At 68.0% G+C, this 19,353-nt stretch carries 20 protein-coding genes and 1 riboswitch; of the genes, 11 read left to right on the top strand and 9 right to left on the bottom strand.

Features of this window, described 5'->3' with window-relative positions; genetic code table 11:
• Positions 1 to 68 precede the first annotated feature (68 nt).
• Positions 69 to 2,057 (top strand): ATP-binding protein, encoded by a 1,989-nt coding sequence (locus tag VPH47_RS18850; protein WP_153856211.1) that lies wholly within the window; start codon positions 69 to 71, stop codon positions 2,055 to 2,057.
• Between the two features lie 43 nt (positions 2,058 to 2,100).
• Positions 2,101 to 2,394, top strand: a complete 294-nt coding sequence (locus VPH47_RS18845) for a DUF3247 family protein (protein WP_110710936.1) — start codon at positions 2,101 to 2,103, stop codon at positions 2,392 to 2,394.
• Between the two features lie 70 nt (positions 2,395 to 2,464).
• On the opposite strand, the gene VPH47_RS18840 is transcribed toward VPH47_RS18845, so the two are convergent.
• On the bottom strand, positions 2,465 to 2,728 hold the full coding sequence (locus VPH47_RS18840; RefSeq protein WP_005407925.1) for a hypothetical protein: 264 nt from the start codon (positions 2,726 to 2,728) through the stop codon (positions 2,465 to 2,467).
• 156 nt (positions 2,729 to 2,884) lie between these two features.
• On the opposite strand from VPH47_RS18840, the gene VPH47_RS18835 reads away from it, so the two are divergent.
• Genes VPH47_RS18835 through VPH47_RS18825 form a run of 3 tightly spaced genes read left to right on the top strand, consistent with a single transcriptional unit; the run spans position 2,885 to position 5,327 of the window.
• Entirely contained in the window at positions 2,885 to 3,949 is a 1,065-nt protein-coding gene (locus VPH47_RS18835; RefSeq protein WP_368851474.1) for a class I SAM-dependent methyltransferase, read from the top strand.
• Positions 3,946 to 4,647 (top strand): pseudouridine synthase, encoded by a 702-nt coding sequence (locus tag VPH47_RS18830; protein ID WP_164161796.1) that lies wholly within the window; start codon positions 3,946 to 3,948, stop codon positions 4,645 to 4,647. Before VPH47_RS18835 ends, VPH47_RS18830 begins: the two co-directional genes overlap by 4 nt.
• Complete coding sequence (locus tag VPH47_RS18825) at positions 4,644 to 5,327, top strand: HAD family phosphatase (RefSeq protein WP_110710939.1); 684 nt, start codon at positions 4,644 to 4,646, stop codon at positions 5,325 to 5,327. The genes VPH47_RS18830 and VPH47_RS18825 overlap by 4 nt, the downstream gene beginning before the upstream one ends.
• 93 nt (positions 5,328 to 5,420) lie before the next feature.
• Here VPH47_RS18825 and fabB read toward each other — a convergent pair whose 3' ends face one another.
• On the bottom strand, positions 5,421 to 6,629 hold the full coding sequence (gene fabB, locus VPH47_RS18820; RefSeq protein WP_110710940.1) for a beta-ketoacyl-ACP synthase I: 1,209 nt from the start codon (positions 6,627 to 6,629) through the stop codon (positions 5,421 to 5,423).
• Positions 6,629 to 7,144: a 3-hydroxyacyl-[acyl-carrier-protein] dehydratase FabA gene (fabA, locus tag VPH47_RS18815; protein ID WP_368851473.1), complete on the bottom strand. Its 516-nt coding sequence runs from the start codon at positions 7,142 to 7,144 to the stop codon at positions 6,629 to 6,631. The genes fabB and fabA overlap by 1 nt, the downstream gene beginning before the upstream one ends.
• A 191-nt stretch (positions 7,145 to 7,335) precedes the next feature.
• Here fabA and dinB point away from each other — a divergent pair, with 191 nt between their 5' ends.
• A complete protein-coding gene (gene dinB / locus VPH47_RS18810; RefSeq protein WP_368851472.1) occupies positions 7,336 to 8,430 on the top strand; it encodes a DNA polymerase IV in 1,095 nt (364 codons plus the stop codon).
• Positions 8,431 to 8,727: 297 nt separating this feature from the next.
• Here dinB and VPH47_RS18805 read toward each other — a convergent pair whose 3' ends face one another.
• The gene (locus tag VPH47_RS18805; protein ID WP_368851471.1) at positions 8,728 to 9,639 is read right to left on the bottom strand and encodes an MBL fold metallo-hydrolase; all 912 of its coding nucleotides are present in this window, start codon (positions 9,637 to 9,639) and stop codon (positions 8,728 to 8,730) included.
• Between the two features lie 91 nt (positions 9,640 to 9,730).
• Positions 9,731 to 10,369, bottom strand: coding sequence for an NAD(P)-dependent oxidoreductase (locus VPH47_RS18800; protein WP_368851470.1), 639 nt, complete (start codon positions 10,367 to 10,369; stop codon positions 9,731 to 9,733).
• Positions 10,370 to 10,477: 108 nt separating this feature from the next.
• On the opposite strand from VPH47_RS18800, the gene VPH47_RS18795 reads away from it, so the two are divergent.
• The 3 genes from VPH47_RS18795 (at position 10,478) to gph (ending at position 12,916) form a co-directional block, all read left to right on the top strand.
• Positions 10,478 to 11,407, top strand: coding sequence for a LysR family transcriptional regulator (locus VPH47_RS18795; protein ID WP_153856215.1), 930 nt, complete (start codon positions 10,478 to 10,480; stop codon positions 11,405 to 11,407).
• The gene (locus VPH47_RS18790) at positions 11,404 to 12,195 is read left to right on the top strand and encodes a class I SAM-dependent methyltransferase (protein ID WP_368851469.1); all 792 of its coding nucleotides are present in this window, start codon (positions 11,404 to 11,406) and stop codon (positions 12,193 to 12,195) included. Before VPH47_RS18795 ends, VPH47_RS18790 begins: the two co-directional genes overlap by 4 nt.
• Positions 12,196 to 12,259: 64 nt before the next feature.
• Positions 12,260 to 12,916 (top strand): phosphoglycolate phosphatase, encoded by a 657-nt coding sequence (gph, locus tag VPH47_RS18785; RefSeq protein ID WP_368851468.1) that lies wholly within the window; start codon positions 12,260 to 12,262, stop codon positions 12,914 to 12,916.
• Positions 12,917 to 13,057: 141 nt separating this feature from the next.
• Here gph and btuB read toward each other — a convergent pair whose 3' ends face one another.
• Positions 13,058 to 14,902, bottom strand: coding sequence for a TonB-dependent vitamin B12 receptor (gene btuB, locus VPH47_RS18780; protein WP_368851467.1), 1,845 nt, complete (start codon positions 14,900 to 14,902; stop codon positions 13,058 to 13,060).
• Between the two features lie 114 nt (positions 14,903 to 15,016).
• A riboswitch (cobalamin riboswitch) is annotated at positions 15,017 to 15,240 on the bottom strand.
• 142 nt (positions 15,241 to 15,382) lie between these two features.
• On the opposite strand from btuB, the gene VPH47_RS18775 reads away from it, so the two are divergent.
• Positions 15,383 to 15,961 carry a histidine phosphatase family protein gene (locus VPH47_RS18775; protein ID WP_110710947.1) on the top strand — a complete coding sequence of 193 codons (579 nt, stop codon included), beginning with the start codon at positions 15,383 to 15,385 and terminating at the stop codon, positions 15,959 to 15,961.
• Between the two features lie 91 nt (positions 15,962 to 16,052).
• Here VPH47_RS18775 and VPH47_RS18770 read toward each other — a convergent pair whose 3' ends face one another.
• Both VPH47_RS18770 and VPH47_RS18765 read right to left on the bottom strand, forming a co-directional pair.
• On the bottom strand, positions 16,053 to 16,415 hold the full coding sequence (locus VPH47_RS18770) for a TfoX/Sxy family protein (protein WP_032128727.1): 363 nt from the start codon (positions 16,413 to 16,415) through the stop codon (positions 16,053 to 16,055).
• The gene (locus VPH47_RS18765; RefSeq protein ID WP_368851466.1) at positions 16,412 to 16,894 is read right to left on the bottom strand and encodes a GAF domain-containing protein; all 483 of its coding nucleotides are present in this window, start codon (positions 16,892 to 16,894) and stop codon (positions 16,412 to 16,414) included. The genes VPH47_RS18770 and VPH47_RS18765 overlap by 4 nt, the downstream gene beginning before the upstream one ends.
• 68 nt (positions 16,895 to 16,962) lie before the next feature.
• On the opposite strand from VPH47_RS18765, the gene bioD reads away from it, so the two are divergent.
• Positions 16,963 to 17,646: a dethiobiotin synthase gene (gene bioD / locus VPH47_RS18760; RefSeq protein WP_312591265.1), complete on the top strand. Its 684-nt coding sequence runs from the start codon at positions 16,963 to 16,965 to the stop codon at positions 17,644 to 17,646.
• A gap of 75 nt (positions 17,647 to 17,721) precedes the next feature.
• On the opposite strand, the gene VPH47_RS18755 is transcribed toward bioD, so the two are convergent.
• On the bottom strand, positions 17,722 to 19,170 hold the full coding sequence (locus VPH47_RS18755) for a PLP-dependent aminotransferase family protein (RefSeq protein WP_368851465.1): 1,449 nt from the start codon (positions 19,168 to 19,170) through the stop codon (positions 17,722 to 17,724).
• Positions 19,171 to 19,353: the final 183 nt, after the last annotated feature.

Here is a 19,353-nt window from a genome sequence, read left to right as displayed (position 1 = left end):
CTGTGCCTCCAACCCGGCCTGCACAGACGCCCTTGTCCACACTGCCGCCCCTCGTGGAGCGCCCACCGATGATGGTGCCGGCGCCCGAACCCGACCTGCATCATGGCGTGCTTGAGCGCATCAACGCCGGTTTCTGCGTGATCCAGGTGCTGTTCGAGGGCGACCGGGCCGTGGACTATCGATTCATCGAGGTCAATGACGCCTTCGAGCGGCACACCGGGCTGAAGGATGCACGTGGCCAGCGCATGAGCCTGCTGGAACCGAACCATGAGGAAGACTGGTTCCGCATCTACGGCGAGGTCGCACGCAGTGGCCGGCCGGCACAGTTCGAGATGGAGGCGCGTGCGCTGGGGCGCTCGTTCGCGGTCGATGCGGTGCGCGTGGGCCGTCCGGGGGAAGACAAGGTCGGCATCCTGTTCTTCGACATCACCGCGCGCAAGCAGATGGAAGTGGAGCTGGGCGAGAGCGAAGCCCGCTTCAGCGCGCTGGCCGATGGCCTGCCGATGCCGGTGTGGGTGCTCGACGAGCGCGGCCATGCCCGCTTCGTCAACAGCGCCTTCAGCGAGTTCTTCGGGGGTGATGAGACGCGTGTGCCGGAAGACGTCTGGCGTGGCCTGGTGCATCCGGATGATGCGTCGGTGTTCGAGTACGAACTGCAGGAAGCGCTGAAGGCGCAACGTTCGATGCATGCACTGGTGCGGGCGCGGCGCGCCGACGGCCAGTGGCGCTGGCTGGAAATGAATGCCCGCCCGCGCTTCTCGCGCATGGGCCGTTTCATCGGCCTGGCCGGCAGCAGTCCGGATGTGACCGAACGACGTGAGATCGAGCTGGCGCGCGAGGAACTGCTGCAGTCCGAGCGTGCCGCGCGCAGCGCTGCGGAAAACATGGCGCGGCTGAAGGATGAATTCCTGGCCACGCTGTCGCACGAGCTGCGCACACCGCTGACCACCATCCTCGGCTGGAGCGAACTGCTGCTGCAGCGCGTGGACAACACCAGCCCGCTGTACAAGGGCCTGAACGTGATCGCCAACAGCGCGGGTGCGCAGAAGCGGCTGATCTCGGACATGCTTGACCTCAGCAGCATGCTGCTGGGCAAGGTGCAGCTGGAGGTGGAAGTGCTGGACCTGCGCACGGTGCTCGGTGAGGCCATCGGCGCGCAGGAACTGGTGGCCGAAGGCAAGGCGCTGGACGTGCACCTGCAGCTGCCCGAGCAGCCCAGCCTGGTACTGGGTGATGCCACGCGCCTGCAGCAGGTGTTCTGGAACCTGCTCTCGAATGCGATCAAGTTCACCCCGGCCGAGGGCCGCATCGACCTGCAGCTGCAGGCCGAAGGCAATTACTGGATGATCACCGTGCGCGATACCGGCGACGGCATCGCACAGGAATTCCTCAATCACCTGTTCAGTCGCTTCCGCCAGGCCGATGGCACCACCACCCGCCGCCATGGCGGCCTGGGCCTGGGCCTGGCGATCGTGCAGCAGCTGGTCGAACTGCACGGTGGCACCGTTACCGCCGCCAGCGAAGGCCATGGCCACGGCGCCACCTTCACGGTTCGCCTGCCGCAGCACATTCCCGATGCCGAGCGGCGCCCGCTGCGTGAAGTGATCAGCGGGCCGATCCTGGAGCCGGTGATCGTCGAGCCGTATCCGCTGCGGGGCATGCACGTGCTGGCGGTGGAAGACCAGCCGGAAGTGCTGGAGTACCTGCGGCGCATGCTGGAAGAGCAGGGTGCGAGCGTGTCGGCGGCCAGCTCGGCCGGTGAAGCACTGGCGCTGCTGGCCGATACCGGTCACCTGCAGTACCACGTGATGCTGACCGACATCGGCATGCCGGGCATGGATGGCTACGGCCTGGTACGCACGCTGCGTGAGGACATGGGTGTGGATGCCATGACCCTTCCGGCCGTGGCGGTGACGGCGCTGGCGCGTGCCGATGACCGACGTCGTGCGCTGGCATCGGGCTTCCAGGAACATGTCGCCAAGCCGTATTCGGTGGCGCAGCTGGTGTCCGCCGTGCGCAAGGTACAGGTGCCACGCGCGGACAGCGCGCTGCACTGAGCATTCACGGCCGATCGGCGACCCTGCACGCAGGAGGTCGCCGATGTCCCGCACAGCTCCCCGTATCCATACCGATCCAGCGCAGATCGCGCGCCTGGAAGCCCTGTTGCCGCAGCTGGAAGGCGAAACGCAGGTGGAACTGACCCTGCACGATGGCCGTCGCCTGCTGGGCACGGTGGCGGTGAAACCCACCCTCCAGCAGTATCGCGATGAGGCCGGTGACGAAGGCAGCAATGGCCAGCTGCGCCTGGATGACTACGACACGCCGGTGCAGCAGCACCATGTGTGGCTGGACGAGATCGCCAGCATCAACCGCCTGCCACCCAAGGCACCTTGATCCGATGTAGAGCCGAGCCCACGCTCGGCTGCGCCGTCGCCCGAGCGTGGGCTCGGGCGCTACAGATGTATCAATGCTCGAACAACGTCGGCGTCGCCTCGAACCGCCGCGCATAGGCGCGTTCCTCCGCGACCCTCGCCACCTCGTCATCGGCCAGGTCCGGTGCGCCGTATACCGCATAGGCCACGCTGCCATCGGCGCCATGACCGACCTGGTGCAGCCGGTAACGCGAGTGGCCGCCGCCGGTGTCCTCGGGGTAGTGCACGGGCGGATGGCTGCCTTCCAGGTCCATTTCACTGTTGTCGACCACGCCACCGACGAACAAGGCTCGCATGCGGGTTCTCCTGGGTTTCCGGGGGAGCCTCTACCCTGAACGTTTCAATGTTGCTGGCAGATCAAGGCCCCGTTCGGGTTTCGCAAAGTGGCCGCCGGGGCCGGGCCGGCCAAGCCGGTACAATGGACGGCCCTCACGCTTGAAGTACCCGCGCCGATGGCCTCCAGCGACGACGCCCCCCTGCAGACCCTGTTCCTGCCGTTCTCCCAAGGTGCCCTGCGCTGGCCGGAGGGTCCGGTGGCCTTCCTGCGTGCCCGCGACGGCTGGCCGCTGCGCGAAGCGGCCGGCAACCGCGAGGTGCACTGCGAGCAGAGCTTCGCCCCGTTCGCGCAGCCGCTGCAGCAGGCCGCTGGCTGGACTGTCAGTGGCCAGCTGGACGATGTGGCCGGCAAGGGCCGCTATCCGCTGGTGCTGGTGTTGCCGCCGCGCCAGCGTGAAGAAGCCCGCGCGCTGTTCGCCCGCGCGCTGGCGCTGGTTGCCGAGGGCGGACGCATCGTCGCCTGCCAGTCCAACAACGAAGGTGCCCGCTCGGGCGAGGGCGACCTCAAGCAGCTGACCGGCCTCGGTGGCAGCCTGACCAAGAACCATTGCCGCGTGTACTGGACCGCGCCGATGCAGGGCCAGCACGACGCTGACCTGGCCAAGCGCTGGTCGGCGCTGGACGCGGTGCGCCCGATCGTCGGTGGCCGTTTCCTCAGCCGCCCGGGCGTGTTCGCCTGGGACCGCATCGACCCGGCGTCGGCGCTGCTGGCCGAGCACCTGCCGGCTGACCTGGCCGGGCGTGCCGCTGATCTGGGAGCTGGTTACGGTTACCTGTCGCGCGAGCTGCTGGAGCGCTGCCCGAAGATCACCGCGCTGGACCTGTACGAGGCCGAGCAGCGAGCGCTGGCCCTGGCCGAGCTGAACCTGGCGCCGCCGCCGCGCCCGCTACCGCTGCGCTTCCTGTGGCGTGACGTCACCGCCGGCATCGAGCCGGGCTACGACGTCATCATCAGCAACCCGCCGTTCCATACACCCTCGCGTGCCGACCGCCCGGACATCGGCCAGCGCTTCATCGCCGGGGCCGCGCAGGCGCTGCGCCCGGGCGGGCGCCTGTACGTGGTGGCCAATCGCCACCTGCCATACGAGTACACCCTCAACGAGAGCTTTGGCGCGGTGCGCGTGATCGCCGAGCGCGATGGCTTCAAGCTGGTGGAAGCGGTGAAGGGGAAGGGCAAGTGAAGCTGGTCAAGCACATCGCCAACCTGGGCTATGGCAGCCGCAAGCAGGTGCAGTGGATGTTCCGCGAGGGCCGCGTCACCGACGCCGACGGCGAGGTGCTGTACGCCGATGACCAGGTGCCGCACGAGGCGATCCGGATCGACGGCGAGCCGCTGGACCCGCCGGTGGGGCTGTCGATCGCGCTGCACAAGCCCGCTGGCTACACCTGTTCGACCAAGGACACCGGCCGCCTGATCTACGACCTGCTGCCACCGCGCTTCCGCGACCGCGATCCGGTGCTGTCCACGGTGGGTCGCCTCGACCGCGAGACCAGCGGCCTGCTGCTGCTGACCGACGATGGCGGCCTGCTGCACCGGATCATCTCGCCGAAGTCGAAGCTGCCGAAGGTCTACGAGGTGGAACTGAGCGACGACCTGCGCGGCGACGAAGTGGCGTTGTTCGCCAGCGGCACGCTGATGCTGGAGTCCGAGAAGACCCCCCTGCTGCCGGCTGAACTCGAAGTGCTGGATACGCGTCGCGCGCGCCTGGTGCTGCATGAAGGCCGCTACCATCAGGTACGCCGCATGTTCGCCGCCACCGGCAACCACGTGCAGGCCCTGCATCGCAGCCGCGTCGGCGGGCTGGACCTGCAGGGACTGGACGAAGGGCAATGGCGGCAGCTCACTCCCACCGACCTGGATACGCTGTTCGCTCCATGACCACCATCGCTGCGCTGCCGTTCCTGCCCGACGCCGTCATCTTCGACATGGACGGCCTGATGATCGACAGCGAGCGGGTCTCGCTGGCCTGCTGGAGCGAGGCCGCCGACGCGTTCGGGCTGGGCCTGGACGAAACGGTGTTCCTGCGCATGGTCGGCCTCGGTGACCGTGACACGCACGCGCTGCTGCGTGCGCAGGGCATCGAGGACAGCGTGATCGAGGCGGTGGCGGCACGTTGCCATGAACTGTACGAAGCGCGCACGCAGACTGGCCTGCCGCTGCGGCCGGGCATCCTGGAGCTGCTGGAACTGCTGAAGGCGCATGCGATCCCGCGTGCAGTGGCAACCACCACGCGGCAGCCGCGGGCCAACCGCAAGCTGGCCGCTGCTGGGCTGCTGCCGTACTTCGATGCGGTGATCACCAGTGGCGACGTGGCGCGGCCGAAACCGGCGCCGGACATCTACCTGCTGGCCGCGCAGCGGCTTGGCCAGGCGCCGGAACGCTGCCTGGCGCTGGAAGACTCACCGGCCGGCACGCGCGCGGCATTGGCGGCTGGCATGACCGTGATCCAGGTGCCGGACCTGGTGCATCCCGATGAAGAACTGCGCGCACTGGGTCACCGCATCGTCGGCTCGCTGGTGGACGCGCACGCGCTGCTGTTGCCGCTGCTGCCAAGGTAGCGGTGGGTGCCAACCTTGGTTGGCACGCTTTTCAATGCAGTCGAGCAAGCTCGACTCTACGGGTGCCGACCGTGGGTCGGCACACCTGCCCCATCACACCCGCCCGAACACCAGCGCCGCGTTGGTGCCACCGAAACCGAAGCTGTTGGACATCACCGTATCCAGCTTCTGCTCGCGGCTCTCGCGCAGGATCGGGAAGCTCTCCACCTTCGGGTCCAACTCGCCGATGTTGGCCGAACCGGCGACGAAGCCATCGCGCATCATCAGCAGGCAGTAGATCGCCTCGTGCACGCTGGCCGCACCCAGTGAATGGCCGGACAGCGCCTTGGTCGAGGACAGCGGCGGCACCGCGTCGCCGAACACTTCGCGGATCGCGTTGAGCTCGGTGACGTCGCCCAGCGGGGTCGAGGTGCCGTGGGTGTTGAGGTAGTCCAGCGGACGATCGACGCCCTGCAGTGCCATCTTCATGCAGCGCACCGCGCCTTCACCGGACGGCGCGACCATGTCGGCGCCATCGGACGTCACGCCGTAACCGATCAGCTCGGCATGGATGTGCGCGCCGCGCGCAACCGCGTGGTCGTAGTCCTCCAGCACCAGCATGCCGCCGCCACCGGCGATGACGAAGCCGTCGCGGTCCTTGTCGTACGGGCGCGAGGCGCTGGCCGGGGTCTCGTTGAAGCTGGTCGACAGCGCGCCCATCGCATCGAACATCACGCTCATCGACCAGTGCAGGTCTTCACCGCCACCGGCGAACATGATGTCCTGCGCGCCGTGGCGGATCATGTCCGCGGCGGCACCGATGCAGTGCGCCGAGGTGGCGCAGGCGGCCGACAGCGAGTAGCTGACGCCCTTGATCTGGTAGGCCGTGGCCAGGCAGGCCGAGACCGTCGAGCACATCGTGCGCGGCACCATGTACGGGCCGACCTTGCGCACGCCACGTTCGCGCAGCAGATCGACCGCGCCGATCTGCCACTCGCTGGAACCGCCACCGGAACCGGCAATCAGGCCGGTGCGCAGATTGCTGACCTGCTCGGGGCTGAGCCCGGCATCGGCGATGGCATCGCGCATGGACAGGAAGGCGAAGGCCGCGGCGTCGCTCATGAAGCGCTTCTGCTTGCGGTCGATCAGGGCGTCCAGATCGAGGTCGACACGGCCGCCGACCTGGCTGCGCAGGCCGGCATCGGCATGGTCGGCCAGCAGGGTGATGCCCGAGCGCCCTTCGCGCAGCGCGGCCGAAACGGTATCCAGATCATTGCCGAGGCAGGACGTGATGCCCATGCCGGTGATGACAACGCGACGCATCAGAAGCTCCCGGTTTCAGTGAACAGGCCGACGCGCAGGTCGCGCGCGCTGTAGATTTCGCGATCATCCACGTACATGCGGGCGTCCGACTGGGCCATCACCAGCTTGCGGTTGATGACCCGGCTGATGTCGATCTCGTAACGCACGAGCTTGGCGTCCGGCAGTACCTGGCCGGTGAACTTTACCTCGCCGCAGCCCAACGCGCGGCCCCTGCCGGGGGCGCCCAGCCAGGTCAGGAAGAAGCCGGTCAGCTGCCACATGGCATCCAGGCCCAGGCAGCCGGGCATCACCGGGTCGCCGATGAAGTGGCAGCCGAAGAACCACAGGTCCGGGCGGATATCCAGTTCGGCGCGTACCATGCCCTTGCCATGCGGTCCGCCGTCCTCGCGGATTTCAGTGATGCGGTCGAACATCAGCATCGGGTCGTTGGGCAAACGGCCGGCAGCGGTGCCGAACAGTTCACCGCGTGCGCTGGCCAGCAGCTGTTCGCGGTTGAACGCGTGGAGACGGGTCATGAAGCACAATCCTGGAAGCGGGGAAACAGGGAAACAAGCGCTCGAGGATGCCCGTGGAAACTGCGCCGATCAAACATTTCAACCGTACGCAACCGTAGTGTTTTCAAGGGAATACGCGCATCCTGTTGATGTGCAAAGACCATACTTCGGCGTGTGGCCCGCCCGGCCCGCCCCCGCCTTTTCCGCCTGACATGACCCGACTGCGCAAGATCATCCACGTCGACATGGACGCGTTCTACGCGTCGGTGGAGCAGCGCGACGATCCGTCACTGCGCGGCAAGCCGGTGGTTGTGGCATGGCGCGGCGCACGTTCAGTGGTGTGCGCGGCGTCGTACGAGGCACGCGTGTTCGGCGTGCGTTCGGCGATGCCCGCCGTGCGTGCCGAGCGCTTGTGCCCGGATGCGATCTTCGTGCCGCCGGACTTCGCACGTTACAAGGCGGTGTCACAGCAGGTACGCGGGATTTTCCTGCGCCACACCGACCTGGTCGAGCCGCTGTCGCTGGACGAGGCCTACCTGGACGTGACCGAGCCGAAGAGCGGCATCGAACTGGCCACCGACATCGCCCGTACCATCCGCGCGCAGATCCGCGAGGAAACCCAGCTGACTGCTTCAGCCGGGATCGCACCGAACAAATTCCTGGCCAAGATCGCCTCGGACTGGCGCAAGCCCGACGGCCAGTTCGTGATTCCACCGCAGCGGGTGGACGCCTTCCTGCTGCCACTGCCGGTGAACCGGGTGCCCGGCGTCGGCAAGGTGATGGAAGGCAAGCTGGCCGCGCGCGGCATCGTCACCTGCGGTGACCTGCGGCAGTGGGCACTGATCGATCTGGAAGAGGCGTTTGGCAGCTTCGGCCGCAGCCTGTACAACCGCGCACGCGGCATCGACGAGCGGCCGGTGGAGCCGGACCAGCAGGTGCAGTCGATCTCCTCCGAAGACACCTTCGCCGAGGATCTACCGCTGGAAGATCTGGGTGAGGCCATCGTGCAGCTGGCGGAGAAGACCTGGAACGCCACCCGCAAGACCGAACGCGTCGGCCACACCGTGGTGCTGAAGCTGAAGACCGCGCAGTTCCGCATCCTCACCCGCAGTTTCACCCCCGAGCGCCCGCCCGAATCGATGGAAGAACTGCGCGACATCGCCCTGGCCCTGCGCGCCCGCGTCGACCTGCCGGCGGAGACACGTTACCGCCTGGTCGGCGTCGGGCTGGGCGGCTTCCGCGAAAAGGAACCGGTGGTGCAGGGCGAGTTGTTCGAGCACGGGTCGAACGATTCCCCACGTAGCTGATCTTCGTGTCGACCAAGGTCGACACCCACCAAGAGCAGGTCATGCCATCCAGACAGGTTGCGGAGACATGCCATCCAGACAGATCGCAGAGAACTGTCGAAGGCGGGGTGGGTCCGGTTGCGGGGGTGTCCGCGGCATGGATGCCGCGGCCAAGCCCCCAGGGATGGGTTTACGGCGTCCCCCGCAACCGGACCCACCCCGACATCCCACGGATAGCCCGCTGTTGCTGTTGCTTCTGCTGTTGCCGTTGCATTGAGCAGGTGCAGGGCGCAGCCCTGCAAAAGAACCCCCCCTACCTCATGGCCACTGCATCTCGCCCTTGGCCACCTTCGCACTCAGCTCCAGCGACGCCACGCCGTCCAGCTTCGGGTAGCGCGCCTGCATCGCCTTCACCAGCGTCGCACTGTCCTTGGCCTTTGCCGCCTCGGTATCGAACGCGCGGATGTAGTCCGCGGTGAAGCGCAGCGCACTGGCATCCAGTGCCGCGCCCGGCGCGTAGTGCCCCGGCACCACCACCTTCGGCTTCAGTGCCTGCAGCCGCTGCAGGGTCTGCAGCCAGTCGGCATGTGACTTCGGCGTCTGCGTGTCGGCCATCCACACGTGTTCGCCCGCCACCACCGGAATGCCACCGACGATCGCGCGTAGCGACGGCACCCACAGCACCGTGCGGTCCGGCGTCGGCCCATCCAGGCCGATCAGTGGCAGGCGCTCGCCTTCCAGCTGCAGGGCATCGCCGTCCAGCACCTGCGGCACCACGATGCGCGCCGGCAGGTCGGCACCCATCTTCGGCCCCCAATAGGCCAGCTTGCCAGCCTCGGTCTGCTGGATGTGGGCAACGGTCTGCGCGGTGGCGACGATGCGCGCCTGCGGGAACGCGTCCTGCACGGTGGCCAGGCCGAAGTAGTAATCCGGATCGCCGTGGCTGATGTAGATCGTGGTCAGCTGCTTGCCGCTGGCGCGGATCAGCTCGACCAGCTTGCGCGCGTCGCTGGCAGCAAACTGCGCATTGACCAGGATCGCGTCGTGGCGGCCTTCGATCAGCACCGAGGACACCGAGAACATCGCCTGCGGGCCGGGATGGAAGGTCTGCAGGTGCAGCTGGGATTTCGTGGCCGTGGCCGGCGCCGCGGCGGCCGGCGCGGCGAGCAGTGGCGCACTGGTGAAGCTGGCGGCCAGGGCGAGGGGGAGCAGCAGGGCAGCGGTACGCATTGGAATTCCTTGTGTAGAGCCGAGCCAATGCCCGGCTGCAGGTTCGCGTAGCGCCGAGCGCGGGCTCGGCCCTACAAGGGACGCACGTGGATCAATACGCCGCAGTGATGATCTGCTTCGGGTACTGGTGTGCTTCCAGCTCGGCGACGAACGCCGCGCCGTAGTCGGCGTAGCTGATGCGGCTGTGCCCGCTGGCATCGGCCAGGAAGGCCTTGGGCTGCACGCGGTACTGGCCACGCTCTTCGCCCGGGCCGATTTCGGCGGCCGGCGAGAAGAAGGTCCAGTCCAGGTCATCCACCGCCTGCAGGCGGTTGAAGGCTTCACGATGGGCCAGTGCGTACGGCTTGTAGGCCTCCGGGAAGGTGGGGGTATCGACCAGCTGCACGCCCGGCGCCACTTCCAGGCTGCCGGCGCCACCGACCACCACCAGGCGCGGTACACCGGCCTTGCGTGCGGCGGCAGCCAGCTGCGCGGCGACCTCGCCGACGCGGCCGATGTCATCGCCCGGACGCGGGCCGTAAGCACTGGCCAGCACGTCGTTGCCGGTGATGGCGGCGACCAGGGCGTCCTGGTCATCCAGCGAGGCGATCACCGGGTGGGCACCGGCCAGTTCAGCCGGAAGATCCTGTGCGCTGCGCACGATGACGGTGAGTTCGTGGCCGCGGGCCAGCGCGTGGCGGGCGATCTGGCGGCCGATGTTGCCGGTGGAACCAACGAGGGCGATCTTCATGGCAGGACTCCGTGGGGCGGTGTGGGGTGGGAATGGGGCCACTCTAGGCTGCTGCAGTTGATCGAAAAACAGCGTATAACGCGCTTGTTTGTTGCATGGATCGAGCATATGGACCGATTGACCGCCATGACCGTCTTCGTCGAGGTGGCCGAGCGCGGCAGCCTCACCGCCGCCGCCGAGGTGCTGGACATGTCGCGGGCGATGGTCAGCCGCTATCTGGCCGAGGTCGAGGGCTGGCTGGGCGCACGCCTGTTGCACCGGACCACGCGCCGGGTCAGCCTGACCGGTCCTGGCGAGGCGGCACTGGCGCGCTTCCGGCAGATGCTGGCGATCGGTGAAGAACTGCAGGGCGAACTGGCCAGCGATGATCCCGAGCCGCATGGCACGTTGCGGGTGACCGCCAGCGTCTCGTTCGGGCAGAGCCATCTGGCACGGGCGGTGGCTGGCTTCGTCGCGCGCCATCCGGCGGCGCGCATCGAGCTGCTGCTGGTCGACCGCACGGTGAATCTGGTGGAAGAGCGGGTGGACCTGGCGGTGCGCATCGCGCGCCAGATCGACCCCAGCCTGATCGCACGGCGACTGGCCACCTGCCGCTCGGTGCTGTGCGCGACGCCGTCCTACCTGCAGGCGCGTGGCACGCCGACCGCGCCGGAGCATCTGGCCGCGCACAACTGCCTGACCCATCATTACGTCGGCAAGAGCCTCTGGCAGCTGCACCGCGACGGTCGTTCGCTGTCGGTGGCGGTGGGCGGCAACATCAGCGCCAACGAGGCCTCGCTGCTGCTGGAGGCGGTGCGCGCCGGCGCCGGCATCGCCATGCTGCCGACCTACCAGGTGGCGCCGCTGCTGCGCAGTGGTGAGCTGATCGAACTGCTGCCCGATTTCAGCCTGGACGAACTGGGCATTCATGCCGTGTACGCGTCACGGCGCCAGCAGCCCGCTATCATGCGGCGATTCCTGGATTTCCTGGGCGAGTGTTTCGCCAGCCCGGCCTTCCAGGATCTGGATTGGCGCCCACCGGGCAAGGAGCACGCATGAACCATGGACAGGCCTTGATCGACCACAACCGTGCCGCCTGGGACCGACAGGCCAGCGAAGTGCGCGAATGGTCGCGCCCGGTGGAAAGCACAACGATCGCCGCCGCGCGCGAAGGCCGCTGGCAGGTGCAGCTGACGCCCCGCGCGCTGCCGCTGGACTGGCTGGGGGACGTGCGCGGCCGTCGCATCCTGTGCCTGGCCTCGGGTGGCGGCCAGCAGGCGCCGGTGCTGGCGGCGGCCGGGGCAGACGTCACCGTGTTCGATCTGTCCGACGGGCAGCTGGAACAGGACCGCAGGGTCGCTGCGCGTGACGGCCTGCAGCTGCGCACCGTACAGGGTGACATGCGCGATCTGCATGCGTTCGCCAACGACAGTTTCGATGTGGTGTTCCACCCGATCTCGAACCTGTACGTGCCTGATGTGCGCCCGGTGTGGACCGAATGCCGGCGCGTTCTCGCACCCGATGGCCTGCTGATGGCCAGTTTCTACAACCCGGTGCTGTTCGTCGGCGCGCGCGATCCGCAGCTGGACGCACAGGGTCTGATCCGGCCGCAGTACGCCATCCCCTATTCGGACCTGGAAGACCTGGCGCCGGCCGAGCGCGAGGCGAAGCTGGCACGGGGTGACGCACTGACCTTCGGCCACAGCCTGACCGAGCTGATCGGTGGTCAGCTCGATGCCGGCTTCATCATCGATCGCTTCATGGAAGACTGGCAGCCGCAACCGCGCTTCCTGATCGACCGTTATCTGCCCACCTTCCTGGCCACCCGCGCACGCCGGATTGGTTGAGGCGGATCGGCGCAAAAACCAGCGGCGTACAATGGACGGCTCCACGTCATGCAGGTGCCGTTCCTTGTCGTATCCCTATCCGCTGGTCGTGTTCGACCTTGATGGCACGCTGGTCGACAGCGCCGCCGATATCGCCGAAGCACTGAACCGCACGCTGGAGGACATCGGTGTGGCACGCGTGCCGGAAGCCACGGTGCTGGGCTGGATCGGCGATGGCGTGCGCCGCCTGGTCGAGCAGGCCGTGCATGCCGCCGGTCGCGAGGTCGACCTGGCTGAAGTGATGCCGGTGTTCATGTTGCACTACCGTGAGTGCCTGCTGCGCAGCCCGCGCCTGTTCGACGGCGTGGCCGAAGCGCTGGCACAGCTGCGGGAACGCGCGGTGCCGCTGGCGATCTGCACCAACAAGCCCGAAGCGCTGGTGCCGCCACTGCTGCAGCACCTGGGTATCGGTGATGCGTTCGCGCTGGTGCTGGGCGGAGATTCGCTGCCGCAGCGCAAGCCCAGTGGCGAACCGCTGCGGCACATTGCCGCGCACTTCGGGTTGCCGGTGGACACCTGCCTGATGGTGGGTGATTCGTTGACCGACTACCGTGCCGCCGAAGCGGCCGGCATGCCGATCGCGCTGGTGCGCTATGGCTATCCGCGCGGCCTGGATCTGGCCACCGCAGATGCGGTGGCGGTGATCGACGACCTGCGTGAGCTGCCGGGGTTGCAGGCCTGACGCAATGGATAATCCCGTTCGCCGGCCGGCAGACCCGGCTGACGCAATGGGTAGTGCCGGCCGTTGGCCGGCAACCCGGAATGCGCTGCCGAAGGTCATGATGTTGCCTGCCAGCGGCCGGCACTACCATGAACGTTGCGGTCACTTCGGCTGGTAACGCACGCTCAGCTGGTACTCGCGGCCCGGCTGGTTGAACCACGCTACGGTCTCGTAGCGGCGATCGAACACGTTGGCGGCACGCGCCAGCAGCGACCACTCCGGCGTCAGCGCGTACTCGGCGCGCAGGTCCAGCGTGCCGTAGCCGCCAACCTTCACCGAGTTGCTGGCGTTGTCATAGCGCTTGCCTGCACCCTGCACGGTCAGGCCGGCGCGGACGTCACCGAAGCGGCGGTCGACGTCCAGGCGCGCGGTCTGCTGCGCACGGCGCGGCAGCCAGTTGTCGAACTGGGTGCTGCCATGGGTGCGGTTGCGCGGGTCGGTGTAGCTCAGCTGCGCGTTGATGTCGAAACCGGCCAACAGCACGCCACCGGTCAGCTCGGCACCGCGGATGCGCGCCTTCTCCACCTGCTGCATCTTCATCGTGGACGCATCGTAGGTGATCAGGTCATCGATGCGGGTCTCGTACACATCCAGGCCCCAATGCCAGCCCTGGCCCTGCTGCGAAACACCGAGATTGGCGCTCTTGGACTTCTCCGGGTTCAACGTCGGCACGCCGCTCCACGGGTCGTACAGGTCGCTGAAGGTCGGCGCCTTGAACGCCGTGCCGTAGCTGGCATTGACGCGCAGGCCGTGCTCCAGTTCCATCGCCCAGCCCACGCTGCCGGTGGCGTGGTTGCCGAACTGCTGGTTGTCGTCGTTGCGCGCGCTGGCCTGCAGCTGGTGGCGGCCGAAGCGGCCCTGGTACTGCACGAACACGCCGGTGTTGCGGCGGCTGTCGACGAGGTAACCCGCGCTGCTGCCATCCAGGTTGTCTTCGCTCCAATCCACGCCTGCACTCAGCAGCTGGCCCTCGGCCACGCCGAAGTCACCCTGCAGCGAGGCGCTGTCACGATGGGTCTGCGCGCTGCCGAACACCCCCGGTGCGCCGAAGTTGTCCGACTCGTTGTCACTGCGGCCGACGTTGGCGGTGAACGCCAGGCGTTCGGACGGGGTGTAGCGCACCTTGCCGGCCAGCACCTGCTGGCGGGTCTCCGAGTAGTTGTAGTAGCCGTCGTAGTGGTTCTTGCCGTCGGCACGCAATGCGCTGCCTTCCACGGTCCACTGGTCGTTGAAGCTGTAGCCGCCGCGCAGGCTCTTGGACAGGTTGCGGTAGCCGTCGCGGTCATGCTCGTCGGCAAAGCAGCCCGCGGAGAACACCGAGGAGGAGCCGCGGCAGGCATCGATGCCGTCGGAATGCTGGTAGGCGATGTCAGCGCCGAACCAGCCGCGTTCGGTGCCACCGCCGATGCCGCCACTGGCCTCGCGCAGGCCATTGCTGCCGCCACCGAGCTGGAAGTGCGGGGCGAAGTCACCCTGGTTGCGGCGGGTGAAGATCTGGATCACGCCACCGATGGCGTCGGCGCCGTACAGGCTGGACTGCGGGCCACGCACGATTTCCACGCGTTCGATCTGCGCCAGCGGCAGGTCCTGGTACATGGCCAGGCCGAGGTCGGCGCTGTTGATGCGCACGCCATCGACCAGCACCACGGTGTGGCCCGAGTTGGTGCCACGCAGGAACAGCGAGCTCTGCTTGCCCAGGCCGCCGGCATTGGTCAGGTTGATGCCGGCGCGGCCGCGCAGCAGTTCCTGCAGCGAGGTGGCCTGGCTGGATTCGATCTGCGCGCGGTCGATCACCTGGGCCGGCGCGATGCTGTCCTGCAGGGCAATCGGGGTGCGGGTGGCGGTAACCAGGATCTGGTCGAGCGCGGTGGTGTCATCGGCGGCCTGGGCCAGCGCGGGCAGAGCGGCCAGCATGGCCAGGGACAGCATTCGGGACTGCAGCTTCATGGGGGACTCCAGGTGCCACGCACGCCCGCGTGGCGAAGGGGAGGAGCCGCGAAGGCAGGCATGCGCCGACGCCGCAGCGCAGGCTGCGGTCATCCAGCGCCATGCCCACCGCATCGCGACCTGAGGCTTCCGGGCCGGTCTCCGGGCTTGCCGCCGGGTGGCGTGAGGCCACCGTCCAGGCGCCTTCCCATGCCTGCGGCACAGTGGCGGTGTTGCCTGGAACTGACGTGCTTACCGTTGCGGGGGCAGCGCCGGCCTGGCGTGGCATCACGCGTCACCGGCTTCCCGTTTCAACCTGCCGGCCGTGGCCGCAGGTCACCTGGAAGTGCGCGCAGTCTACGGCATCGCAGGCGGCCCGTAGCGTCGAGCCTGCTCGACTGCCTTTGCTGTGCCCTTAGAATGGTCCCTCGATCCCGTGGTGCCGTTGCCGATGTCCGCCCGTTTTCCGCTGTTCCCGCGTTGCCTGTACAGGACGCACGCATGATCCTCGACCTGGTCCGCCATGCCGGCAACGGTCGCGATGAGTTCCTCGATGGCCGCAGCGATCCACCGCAGCTGGCCCGCCTGCCGCAGGAACTGGTCGACGCCTACGCTGCGCAGCCCTGGGAGCGGGTGATCAGTTCGCCGCGGCTGCGCTCGCTGCACACGGCGATGGCCCTGGCCACGCCGCGGGGGCTGGACGTGGAAGCGGACGAGGAATGGGAAGAGCTGGATTTCGGCGAGTGGGACGGGCAGTCGCTGTTCGACCTGCCGGAGGACGCATTGGCGGCCTTCCATGCCGACCCGCACGCGTTCCCGCCGCCGAACGGCGAAAGCTGGGGCCACTTCGAACGTCGCATCGCGCGCGCGCTGGATCGCCTGCTTGATGATGACGATCCGGTGCCGACGCTGGTGGTCAGCCACGGCGGCCCGCTGCGCATGGTGCTGTCGCAGGTCTGCGGCCTGCCGATGTCGCTGTGCTGGGCCCTGCGTATTGACCACGGCACACGCCTGCGGGTGTGGCTCGAGCGCGGCGAGGTCGGGCTGGTGGGCGAACTGCTGGAGCTGCAGCAGCCCTGACCGCACTCGCCGGGCATGACCCGGCGCTACCGATCCCGCATCACAGTGGTAGTGCCGGCCGCTGGCCGGCATCCCCAGGAACGCGGAGGCCTCAATCCTCGTCCGCGCGCTCGGCCACGCTGTCCTCAGCGTCGTCGTCAGCATCGAAGCGCTGCTCATGCACCGGGCCCGAAGCGGGGCCGGCCGCCTTCAGCGGATGCGCAGCGATGCGCGCTTCGTAATCCTGCACCAGCGCCTCACGCTGCGGCTCGCTCAGTTCCTGCCAATGGCAGTCCAGCAACGCGCCTTCCAGTGAATAGAGCAGGTTCAGGCTGGGCTTGAAGCCGGCGCGCTTGACCTTGACGAAGGCACCGACCGCGCCGATCGCAACCAGATCCTCCCGGCTGCGCAGGCCGACCTGACGCAGCCACGCCGCACTCTTCGGGCCGATGTTGCGCAGCTTCGGTGCGCTCATCCCAGCGCCTCGACGAACACGCGGGCGATCGCCTCCAGACCGGCCTGGTCATCGGCATCGAAGCGGCCCACCTTCGGGCTGTCGATGTCGAACACGCCGATCAGTTCATCGTCGCGCAGCAGTGGCACCACCAGTTCCGAACGCGAGGCCGAATCGCAGGCGATGTGGCCGGGGAAGGCATCGACGTCCTCCACGCGCTGGGTCACGCGCTGGCTGGCGGCGGCACCGCACACGCCCTTGTCCAACGGGATGCGCACGCAGGCTGGCAGGCCTTGGAACGGCCCGACCACCAGCTCCTTGCCGTCGTTCAGGTAGAAGCCCACCCAGTTCAGGTCGGGCAGTGCGTGGTAGACCAGTGCGGAGAGGTTGGCCGCGTTGGCGATGCGGTCGGACTCGCCGTAGACCAGGCCACGGGCCTGTTCCAGCAGCTGGGCGTATTGTTCCGGCTTGCTGCCGGTAAGCGAGGCATTGGCGAACATGCCCGCAGTCTAGCAAGCGCGCCGGGCCGGCGATAATGCACGCTCTGTTGCCCCGCTGGAGCTTATCGATGCCGTTGCCCGCCACGCTGCCGCCCGCCCTGTTCGTTACCGGCACCGATACCGAGATCGGCAAGACCGCAGCCAGCACCGCGCTCTTACATGCACTGCGCCGGCGCGGCCTGCGTGCGGTGGGCATGAAGCCGGTGGCCAGTGGCAGCGAAGACCTGGGGCAGGGCCTGCGCAACGAGGACGCGCTGGCATTGCAGGCGGCCAGCTGGCCGGTGCCGGACTATGCCGACCTGAACCCGTACGCGCTGCGGCAGCCGCTGGCGCCAGAGCTGGCCGCTGCCGAGGATGGCGTGCAGGTGGAGCTGGCGCCGATCGTGGCCGCGTTCGAACGTCTGCGAGCGCGGGCCGACGTTGTGGTGGTGGAGGGCGTGGGCGGTTGGCTGGCGCCAGTCTCGGCCACGCTGGACCAGCTTGATCTGGTGCGCGCACTGCAGCTGCCCGTGCTGGTGGTGGTGGGCATGCGGCTGGGCTGCGTCAACCATGCGCGGCTGACCACGCAGTCGTTGCAGGCTAGCGGCGTGGAGTGCCTGGGCTGGATCGGCAACCACATCGACCCGGCGATGCAGCGCCAGGACGAGAACATCACCACGCTGCAGCAGCGCCTGCCGATGCCGTGCTGGGGGCGGCTGCCGTATCTGCCGGGAGCGGATGGCGAAGCGCTGTCGGCGTACCTGCTTGCGTGACCCTGGGTAGTGCCGGCCGCTGGCCGGCAACTGCATCCACCCGGCGATCCCGAGGTTGCCGGCCAGCGGCCGGCACTACCGTGCCGCAGCCGCCAGCTCCTTCGCGATCGCACCGAGCCGCTCCACCGCACCGATGAAGCGCGCATCCAGCGTCTGGCAGCACGACAGCCGCAGGCAGTGGCGATAGCGCGCACCACGTGAATACACCTGGCCGGGCATGAACACGATGTCCTCTGCCAGCGCACGCTCGAACAGCTCACGCGTATCCACGCCCGGCAGTTCCAGCCACAGCAGGAAGCCGCCCTGCGGCTCGGTGGCACGGGTGCCGGCCGGGAAGTGTTCGGCCACCAGCTGGCGCAGCCGTCCCACCTGTTCGCGGTACAGCCGGCGCATGCGATGCAGGTGGTGTTCGTAGCTGCCTGCTTCCAGATACGCCGCCACCGCATCGCCCAGCAGCTGCGGTTCGCCACCGGTGGACTGGAACTTGAGCAGTGCGATGCGCTCGGCGAAGCGCCCCCCGTCCAGCCAACCGATGCGGTAATCCGGCGCCAGCGTCTTGGAGAAACCACCGACCACCATCACCCAGCCATCGCGATCAAACGCCTTCAGTAGCGGTGCCGGCGGCTCGCAGAACTGCAGTTCGGCGTACACCGCATCTTCGATCAGCGGTAGCTGGAGAGCGTTGACCAGTTCGGCCAGGCGTTGCTTGGCGGGTGTCGGCATGGTGCAGCCCAGCGGATTGTGCACGGTGGGCATCACCACCAGTGCGGCCAGCGGCGTGTGCTCCAGCAGCGCATCCAATGCGTCGACATCCAGCCCGTGCTGCGGGTGGGTGGGCAGCTCGATGGCCTGCAGGCCGAGGTTGGCCAGCAACGGGTACAGGTTGAAGTAGGACGGCGCCTCGATGCCCACCGCATCACCGGGCTGGGTAACCGCACGCAACGCCAGCTGCAGGGCCTCCATCGCGCCGTGGGTCAGCAGGAGCCGCTCGCTGTGGGTGTGCAGGCCCATGCGTGGACCACGGCGCACGATCTGCGCCAGCAGCCGGGGTGAACCGTTGGGGCGCGCGTAGGTCTCCACCGTCTGCTGGCCGTGACGCAGCACCTGCGCGGTGTGACGGGCCAGCTGTGCGCCCGGATAGAACTGGCGACCGCGCGGACCGGCGAACGCCAGGTCGATCACTCCGGAGCGACGTTGTGCCTCCAGCACGCGAGCCATCAACACCTGCTGCAGCGGCGCGGTGGGCGCAGACGGCGTGTCGCGCAGCGAACGTTCCGGCACCGACAATCGCGGCGCGACCTCGAAGCCGGCTTTGGGCCGCGGAATGACCAGGCCGGCGTCCTCCAGCTGGCGATAGGCCGCGATCACCGTGTTCAGGCTGAGCCTTCGCTGCAGGGCCATCTGCCGCAGTGAAGGCAGGCGGCTGCCGACCGGAAGGCGTCCGCCGTGGATGGCTTCGGCCAGTTCATCGGACAGCCGTTGGTAGCGGGGTGGGATCATCGCGCTCTGGTTATCTGTATCCATCGAACTTCCCGCCATCTGGTGCTGTACCCATGATGATGGCGAGCCTAGCATGTCATCGTCGGACGGGCCTGATCGGGGCACGGCCGATACTTCCCAAGCGCACGGCTGGATGGCCGTGCGTCTTTTTTTGGGAGGTGGTACCGGCCGCTGGCCGGCGATCCCCAGATCCGCAGGAGCCGGCCA

Source organism: Stenotrophomonas sp. WED208 (genome assembly GCF_040984485.1).
In the GTDB taxonomy this organism is placed as follows: Bacteria; Pseudomonadota; Gammaproteobacteria; order Xanthomonadales; family Xanthomonadaceae; genus Stenotrophomonas; species Stenotrophomonas riyadhensis.
This window is presented reverse-complemented; position numbering and strand designations above follow the sequence as displayed.

Bases quoted from the DNA above. Each gene is read 5' to 3' on its own strand.
- VPH47_RS18850 (WP_153856211.1), top strand. From the start codon at position 69: ATGATGGTGCCGGCGCCCGAACCCGACCTGCATCATGGCGTGCTTGAG.
- VPH47_RS18845 (WP_110710936.1), top strand. From the start codon at position 2,101: ATGTCCCGCACAGCTCCCCGTATCCATACCGATCCAGCGCAGATCGCG.
- VPH47_RS18840 (WP_005407925.1), bottom strand. From the start codon at position 2,728: ATGCGAGCCTTGTTCGTCGGTGGCGTGGTCGACAACAGTGAAATGGAC.
- VPH47_RS18835 (WP_368851474.1), top strand. From the start codon at position 2,885: ATGGCCTCCAGCGACGACGCCCCCCTGCAGACCCTGTTCCTGCCGTTC.
- VPH47_RS18825 (WP_110710939.1), top strand. From the start codon at position 4,644: ATGACCACCATCGCTGCGCTGCCGTTCCTGCCCGACGCCGTCATCTTC.
- fabB (WP_110710940.1), bottom strand. From the start codon at position 6,629: ATGCGTCGCGTTGTCATCACCGGCATGGGCATCACGTCCTGCCTCGGC.
- fabA (WP_368851473.1), bottom strand. From the start codon at position 7,144: ATGACCCGTCTCCACGCGTTCAACCGCGAACAGCTGCTGGCCAGCGCA.
- dinB (WP_368851472.1), top strand. From the start codon at position 7,336: ATGACCCGACTGCGCAAGATCATCCACGTCGACATGGACGCGTTCTAC.
- VPH47_RS18805 (WP_368851471.1), bottom strand. From the start codon at position 9,639: ATGCGTACCGCTGCCCTGCTGCTCCCCCTCGCCCTGGCCGCCAGCTTC.
- VPH47_RS18800 (WP_368851470.1), bottom strand. From the start codon at position 10,369: ATGAAGATCGCCCTCGTTGGTTCCACCGGCAACATCGGCCGCCAGATC.
- VPH47_RS18795 (WP_153856215.1), top strand. From the start codon at position 10,478: ATGGACCGATTGACCGCCATGACCGTCTTCGTCGAGGTGGCCGAGCGC.
- VPH47_RS18790 (WP_368851469.1), top strand. From the start codon at position 11,404: ATGAACCATGGACAGGCCTTGATCGACCACAACCGTGCCGCCTGGGAC.
- btuB (WP_368851467.1), bottom strand. From the start codon at position 14,902: ATGAAGCTGCAGTCCCGAATGCTGTCCCTGGCCATGCTGGCCGCTCTG.
- VPH47_RS18775 (WP_110710947.1), top strand. From the start codon at position 15,383: ATGATCCTCGACCTGGTCCGCCATGCCGGCAACGGTCGCGATGAGTTC.
- VPH47_RS18770 (WP_032128727.1), bottom strand. From the start codon at position 16,415: ATGAGCGCACCGAAGCTGCGCAACATCGGCCCGAAGAGTGCGGCGTGG.
- VPH47_RS18765 (WP_368851466.1), bottom strand. From the start codon at position 16,894: ATGTTCGCCAATGCCTCGCTTACCGGCAGCAAGCCGGAACAATACGCC.
- bioD (WP_312591265.1), top strand. From the start codon at position 16,963: ATGCCGTTGCCCGCCACGCTGCCGCCCGCCCTGTTCGTTACCGGCACC.
- VPH47_RS18755 (WP_368851465.1), bottom strand. From the start codon at position 19,170: ATGGATACAGATAACCAGAGCGCGATGATCCCACCCCGCTACCAACGG.